Annotated in this window: 2 protein-coding genes and 1 pseudogene; all 3 read right to left on the bottom strand. The window is 59.0% G+C overall.

Annotated elements, in window-relative coordinates; all coding sequences use genetic code 11:
- Window positions 1-103: 103 nt before the first annotated feature.
- A pseudogene (rpoC, locus tag PHI64_RS18100) lies at window positions 104-2,920 on the bottom strand (DNA-directed RNA polymerase subunit beta'); the annotation flags it as partial.
- Between the two features lie 45 nt (window positions 2,921-2,965).
- On the bottom strand, window positions 2,966-7,096 hold the full coding sequence (gene rpoB, locus PHI64_RS18095; protein WP_299885777.1) for a DNA-directed RNA polymerase subunit beta: 4,131 nt from the start codon (window positions 7,094-7,096) through the stop codon (window positions 2,966-2,968).
- 200 nt (window positions 7,097-7,296) lie between these two features.
- The gene (gene rplL / locus PHI64_RS18090; protein WP_299885774.1) at window positions 7,297-7,671 is read right to left on the bottom strand and encodes a 50S ribosomal protein L7/L12; all 375 of its coding nucleotides are present in this window, start codon (window positions 7,669-7,671) and stop codon (window positions 7,297-7,299) included.
- Window positions 7,672-7,699 lie beyond the last annotated feature (28 nt).

Here is a 7,699-nt window from a genome sequence, read left to right as displayed (position 1 = left end):
ATAACATTTAAATACAAATCGTTATCACTGGCTGAACCGGTGATATTAAAAATCGCTCTGTTCCAGGTAAGATTAGGTATGTTCAAGCCGCTGCCGGAAGCGCTATGTGGAAGGTCCGCATGGTCAGCTGGGTACCCGGCTCACCGATCGACTGGGCGGCGATGACACCAACAGCCTCACCGGCATTAACCAAGGAACCGCGACCCAGGTCACGACCGTAGCACTTGGCACACAGACCATAGCGGGTTTCGCAGGACAGCGGCGTACGCACGCGAACCTCGTCGAGACCAACACTCTCGATCAGGTCGACAGCATCTTCGTCAAGCATCGTGCCCGCGTCGATGAGTGTCTCCTGGGTATCGGGGTGCACCAGATCGTCGGTGGTGACACGCCCGAGGATGCGATCGCGCAGGGGCTCGACAACTTCACCACCCTCAATCAGCGCCTTCATCACGAAACCGCTCTTGGTGCCGCAGTCGTCTTCAATGACCACCAGATCCTGGGTCACATCCACCAGACGACGGGTAAGGTAGCCGGAGTTCGCGGTCTTCAGCGCCGTATCCGCCAGACCCTTACGGGCACCGTGGGTGGAAATGAAGTACTGCAGAACGTTGAGGCCTTCACGGAAGTTGGTTGTGATGGGCGTCTCGATAATCGAGCCATCCGGCTTCGCCATCAGACCCCGCATACCGGCCAACTGACGAATCTGCGCTGCAGAACCCCGCGCCCCTGAGTCAGCCATCATGTAGATGGAGTTGAAGGACTCCTGTTTGACAGTGGCGCCGTGACGGTCAACGACATCCTCCTGACCGAGCTGATCCATCATCGCCTTGGCGACCTGATCACCGGCGCGGCCCCAGATATCCACGACCTTGTTGTAACGTTCACCGTCAGTCACCAGACCGGAGGTGTACTGCTGGGCGATTTCCTTGACTTCCTGTTCGGCAGCGTGGATCAGCGGGTGCTTCAGCTCGGGCACCAGCATGTCCTTCACCGCGATGGAAATGCCGGCGCGGGTTGCAAGGCCGAAACCGGCCTGCATCAGCTTGTCGGCGAACACCACGGTGGCCTTCAGGCCGCAACGACGGAAGGCCGCGTTGATGAGCTTGGAAATTTCCTTCTTCTTCAAGGGCTTCTGCAGCACGCTAAAAGGCAGGCCAGCGGGCAGAATTTCGGAGAGGATCGCACGACCGACGGTGGTCTCGTGACGGGTGATCTTCTCGATGGACTCCCCTTCAGGGCCGAGATCCCATTCCTTCAGACGCACGATAACCTTGGCGTGAAGGGCAACCTGGCCGGATTCGTAAGCGCGCTTGACCTCACCCACGTCGGCGAAGGCCATGCCCTCGCCCTTGGCGTTCACACCAACCCGGGTCGCATAGTACAGACCCAGCACGATATCCTGGGAAGGCACGATGATCGGCTCGCCGTTGGCGGGGGACAGCACGTTGTTGGATGCCAGCATCAGGGTGCGGGCTTCCATCTGCGCTTCCAGCGACAGCGGGACGTGGACGGCCATCTGGTCACCGTCGAAGTCGGCGTTGAAGGCCACGCAGACCAGCGGATGCAGCTGGATCGCCTTGCCTTCAATCAGAACCGGCTCGAAAGCCTGGATACCCAGGCGGTGCAGGGTCGGCGCGCGGTTCAGCATGACCGGATGCTCGCGGATCACCTCTTCGAGGATGTCCCACACCACCGGCTCCTGGCCTTCCACCATCTTCTTTGCTTGCTTGATGGTGGTCGCGAGACCCATCAGCTCGAGCTTGTTGAAGATGAACGGCTTGAACAGCTCCAGGGCCATCAGCTTGGGCAGACCGCACTGGTGCAGCTTCAACTGCGGGCCCACGGTGATCACCGAACGACCAGAGTAGTCGACCCGCTTACCCAGCAGGTTCTGACGGAAGCGACCACCCTTGCCCTTGATCATGTCGGCCAGGGACTTGAGCGGGCGCTTGTTGGCGCCAGTCATGGCCTTGCCACGACGACCGTTATCAAGCAGGGAGTCCACGGACTCCTGCAGCATCCGCTTCTCGTTGCGGACGATGATTTCCGGCGCCTTCAACTCAAGCAGACGCTTCAGACGGTTGTTCCGGTTGATCACCCGACGATAGAGGTCGTTCAGGTCGGAGGTGGCGAAACGGCCACCGTCCAGCGGCACCAGCGGACGCAGGTCCGGCGGCAGCACGGGCAGCACTTCGAGGATCATCCAGTCCGGCTTGATGCCCGAGGTCTGGAAGGCCTCCAGCACCTTCAGGCGCTTGGAGATCTTCTTGATCTTGGCTTCAGAGCCGGTGGTCTCCAACTCGGAACGCAGCTTTTCGATCTCGTGGGGCAGATCGAGACTGCGCAACATCTCGCGGATGCCTTCAGCGCCCATCAGGGCGATGAAGTCGTCACCGTACTCCTCGACCTTGGCCAGGTAGTCGTCTTCCGACAGGATCTGGGCACGATTGAGGGGGGTCATGCCGGGATCGGTGACCACATAGGCTTCGAAGTACAGCACCCGCTCAATGTCACGCAGGGTCATGTCGAGCACCATGCCGAGGCGGCTGGGCAAGCTCTTCAGGAACCAGATGTGAGCGACCACCGAGGCCAGCTCGATGTGCGCCATGCGCTCACGACGGACCTTCGACAGGGTCACTTCAACGCCGCACTTTTCGCAGATCACGCCGCGATGCTTGAGGCGCTTGTACTTGCCGCACAGGCACTCGTAGTCCTTGACCGGTCCGAAGATCTTCGCGCAGAACAGACCATCACGCTCCGGCTTGAAAGTCCGGTAGTTGATGGTCTCAGGCTTCTTCACCTCGCCATAGGACCAGGACCGGATGGTTTCCGGGCTGGCCAGGCTGATGGTGATAGCGTCGAACTCTTCCTCGTTCGGCAGGCTTTGCTTGAACAGATCAGCGAGCAAACTTTTCATCAATCACTCCATCCAGGGTGAGCACTTATCGTCGAAATCGCCCGCTCAGTAGCGGTCGAGATCGATATCGATGGCCAGAGAACGAATTTCCTTAACCAGCACATTGAAAGATTCCGGCATGCCGGCGTCGATCTTGTGCTCGCCCTTGACGATGTTTTCGTACACCTTGGTCCGGCCGGTAACGTCATCCGACTTGACCGTGAGCATTTCCTGCAGGGTGTAGGCGGCACCGTAGGCTTCGAGCGCCCACACTTCCATTTCCCCGAAACGCTGACCGCCGAACTGGGCCTTACCACCCAGCGGCTGCTGAGTGACGAGGGAGTACGGGCCGGTGGAACGGGCGTGCATCTTGTCATCAACAAGGTGATGCAACTTCAGCACGTGCTTATAACCAACCGTGACCTGGCGCTCGAACTGCTCACCCGTACGACCGTCAAGCAGCGTGACCTGGCCGGCAGCCGGCAGCCCCGCCAACTCAAGCATGCCCTGGATCTCGGACTCTTTGGCCCCGTCGAACACCGGTGTTGCGAAGGGCACACCCTTGCGCAGGTTTTGTGCCAGCTCCATCACTTCGATATCAGTGAAGTCGCCCAACTCCTCGGGCTTGCCACTACCGTTATAGATCTCTTCAAGCAGACCGCGCACTTCATCCACTGCGGCCTTGGCCCGGATCATCTTGTCGATCTTGTTACCAAGACCCTTGGCAGCCCAACCCAGGTGGGTTTCCAACACCTGACCGATGTTCATCCGGGACGGCACACCCAGCGGGTTCAGCACGATATCCATCGGCGTACCGTCTTCCATGTAGGGCATGTCTTCAACGGGGACAATCTTGGAGACAACACCCTTGTTACCGTGACGGCCGGCCATCTTGTCGCCAGGCTGCAGGCGACGCTTCACGGCCAGGTAAACCTTGACCATCTTCTGGACGCCCGGAGGCAATTCATCGCCCTGGGTAAGCTTTTTCTTCTTGGCTTCAAAAGCCAGATCGAAATCCTTGCGGGTCTTCTCAAGGGCTTCACGCACGGCTTCCATCTGGGCAGCCAAACCTTCGTCGGCCATCCGAACGTCAAACCAGGTGTAGTGATCCAGACCGTCCAGGTATTCCTTGGTAATCGCCACTCCCTTGGCCAGACGCTTCGGGCCGCCGTTAGCAGGCTGGCCGATGATCATGCGCTCGATACGCTCGAAGGCGTCGCGCTCCACGATCCGCATCTGGTCGGCCAGATCGGTCTTGAAACCACGCAGCATGTCGTCGATGATCGACTGGGCACGCTTGTCGCGCTCAATACCTTCACGCGTGAACACCTGCACATCGATGACGATGCCGTTCATGCCAGAGGGCACACGCAGCGACGTGTCCTTAACGTCGGACGCCTTTTCGCCGAAGATCGCGCGCAGCAGCTTTTCTTCTGGCGTCAGTTGAGTCTCGCCCTTAGGCGTGACCTTGCCGACCAACACGTCCCCGGCTTCGACTTCCGCGCCGATGTAAACGATGCCGGACTCATCCAGGCGGGACAGTTGGGCCTCACCGAGCGACGCGATATCGCGGGTGATTTCTTCCGGTCCGAGCTTGGTGTCACGGGCAACGACGGTGAGCTCTTCGATGTGGATCGAGGTGAAGCGATCATCAGCAACCACGCGTTCGGAGATCAGGATCGAATCTTCGAAGTTGTAGCCGTTCCAGGTCATGTAGGCGACCAGCATGTTCTGACCGAGGGCCAGTTCGCCCATGTCGGTAGACGCGCCATCGGCAATCACATCACCGCGGGCAACCACATCGCCGACCTTCACCACAGGGCGCTGGTTGATGTTGGTGTTCTGGTTGGAACGCGTGTACTTGATCAGGTTGTAGATATCGACACCGACCTCGCCGGCCACGGTTTCGTTGTCATGCACCCGAATCACGATCCGGTTGGCATCGACATAATCCACGACACCGCCCCGACGCGCCTGCTCGGCAGTACCAGAGTCAACCGCAACGGTCCGCTCAATGCCGGTCCCGACGAAGGGCTTCTCAGGGCGCAGGCAGGGAACGGCCTGACGCTGCATGTTCGCACCCATCAGCGCACGGTTCGCATCGTCATGCTCAAGGAACGGGATCAGCGACGCCGCCACGGAAACGATCTGGCCCGGCGCGATATCCATGTACTGCACGGTGTCGGGCGTGGCCAGAGTGAACTCACCCCGGTTACGGCACGACACCAGATCACCGGTGAGCTTGCCCGTGTCGTCCACTTCCGCATTCGCCTGGGCAATAACGTACTGCCCCTCTTCGATCGCCGACAGGAAATCGATCTGATCGGTCACCGAGCCATCCGTCACCTTTCGATACGGAGTCTCAAGGAAACCGTACTGATTGGTGCGTGCAAACAGCGCCAACGAGTTGATCAGGCCGATATTCGGACCTTCCGGCGTTTCGATAGGACACACGCGACCGTAGTGCGTCGGGTGCACATCTCGAACTTCAAAACCGGCACGTTCGCGGGTCAAACCCCCCGGGCCAAGAGCCGAAACACGGCGCTTGTGGGTGATCTCGGCCAGCGGATTGGTCTGATCCATGAACTGGGAAAGCTGGCTGGAGCCGAAGAACTCCTTGATGGCCGCACTGATCGGCTTGGCGTTGATCAGATCATGGGGCATCAGGTTGTCGCTCTCGGCCTGGCCGAGGCGCTCCTTGACAGCACGCTCGACGCGCACCAGACCCGCACGGAACTGATTCTCGGCGAGTTCGCCGACAGACCGAACACGACGATTGCCCAGGTGATCGATGTCATCAATCTCGCCACGACCATTGCGCAGTTCGACGAGGACGCCGACAACCGCGAGAATGTCTTCGTTGGAGAGGGTTCCAGGCCCCTCACCGCCCTTCGGGCCAACGGTTGCGTAGAGGCGCTTTTGCCACTCGGGCGCCTTGTCATCCAGTTTTTCCGGATAGGCCCGACGATTGAACTTCATGCGGCCAACAACCGACAGATCGTAACGCTCCGGCAGATAGAAGAGCCCCTGAAAAAGGGCTTCAACTGCGTCTTCCGTGGGAGGCTCGCCCGGACGCATCATGCGGTAGATCGCCACGCGGGCAGCCCACTGGTCCGTCGTCTCGTCCACACGCAGGGTTTGCGAGATGTGAGGACCACGATCCAGGTCGTTCAGGTAAAGAGTGCGCAGATCGGAGACACCGGCATCCCGGAGCTTGTCCAGCACGTCTTCGGTAATCTCGTCGTTTGCACGAGCGACCAGTTCACCGTCTGGGCTGACCACGTTAGCAGCAAGCACACGCCCCAGCAGGAAATCGTCAGACACGTCGACCATGTCAATCCCGGCGCTCGCCAGCTCGCGAATGTGCTTGGCCGTGATCCGCTTGTCCTTAGTCACGATGACCTTGCCGGACGCGTCCACCACGTCGAACTTGGCCATTTCACCGCGCAGACGATCGGGGACGAGGGCGAAACGTGCGCCGTCTTCGAGCAGGGTAAAGTTCTCGAAGTCGTGGAAGGTCGACAGGATCTCTTCCGGCGTCATGCCGATGGCCTTCAGCAGGATGGTCACCGGCATTTTGCGGCGACGGTCCACACGGAAGTAGAGGTAATCCTTAGGGTCGAATTCGAAATCGAGCCAGGACCCACGGTACGGAATGATCCGCGCCGAAAACAGCAGCTTGCCGGAGGAGTGGGTCTTGCCACGATCGTGCTCAAAGAACACGCCAGGCGAGCGGTGCAGCTGAGAGACGATGACGCGCTCAGTACCGTTGACGACGAAGGAGCCATTGTTTGTCATGAGCGGAATTTCGCCCATGTAAACTTCCTGCTCCTTGACTTCCTTGATCGTTTCCTTGGCCGCTTCCTTGTCGAGAATGACAAGACGGACACGGGCACGCAGCGGGGACGCGAAGGTCAGGCCGCGCTGCTGACATTCCTTCACATCGAAGGCAGGCTCACCGAGGTTGAACTGCACGAACTCCAGCCTAGCGTTACCGCTGTGGCTGGAAATCGGAAAAATAGAATTGAAGGCAGCCTGGAGGCCCTGGTTTGCCCGAGCTGAAGGCAATGTCTCTGCCTGCAGGAAGGACGCATAGGATTCAAGCTGAGTGGCCAGCAGATAAGGCACATTCTGTACAGCTGCGCGCTTGGCGAAGCTTTTACGGATGCGCTTTTTCTCGGTGTAGGAGTACGCCATAGATGCTCCGGGTCTGAGAAGTCGGACGTCAGAAGACAAAAGACAGCATTTCGGACGCTTGATTCGACGCTGTTTGCGCCTTAATCTGCGTCGAACGCTCTTTTTTGTCGTCTAGGACCGCCTCTAAAGGAACTACGGAAAACAGAAAACGCAAAAGGGCCGATGCCGATATGGCATCAGCCCCCTGCACGAAACCGAAATTACTTGATTTCGACCTTCGCGCCAGCGTCTTCAAGCTGCTTCTTCAGAGCTTCAGCGTCAGCCTTGGGGATGGCTTCCTTGACGGGCTTCGGAGCACCATCAACCAGATCCTTGGCTTCCTTCAGGCCCAGGCCGGTAACGGCACGGACGACCTTGATGACTTCAACCTTCTTGTCGCCAGCGGCCAGCAGGATCACGTTGAATTCGGTTTGCTCTTCCACGGCAGCGGCAGCACCGCCAGCGCCAGGAGCGGCCACAGCCATGGCTGCAGCGGAAACGCCGAACTTCTCTTCGAACGCCTTGACCAGGTCGTTCAGGTCCATAACAGTCATCGCGCCAACGGCTTCGAGGATGTCTTCTTTGGTAATTGCCATCTCAAAATACTCCAGATCTAATTTCGTA

Source organism: Zoogloea sp. (assembly GCF_028689785.1).
Lineage (GTDB): Bacteria > Pseudomonadota > Gammaproteobacteria > Burkholderiales > Rhodocyclaceae > Zoogloea.
This window is presented reverse-complemented; position numbering and strand designations above follow the sequence as displayed.

Coding starts and splice junctions, on each gene's coding strand:
- rplL (WP_299885774.1), bottom strand. CDS start 7,671: ATGGCAATTACCAAAGAAGACATCCTCGAAGCCGTTGGCGCGATGACT.
- rpoB (WP_299885777.1), bottom strand. CDS start 7,096: ATGGCGTACTCCTACACCGAGAAAAAGCGCATCCGTAAAAGCTTCGCC.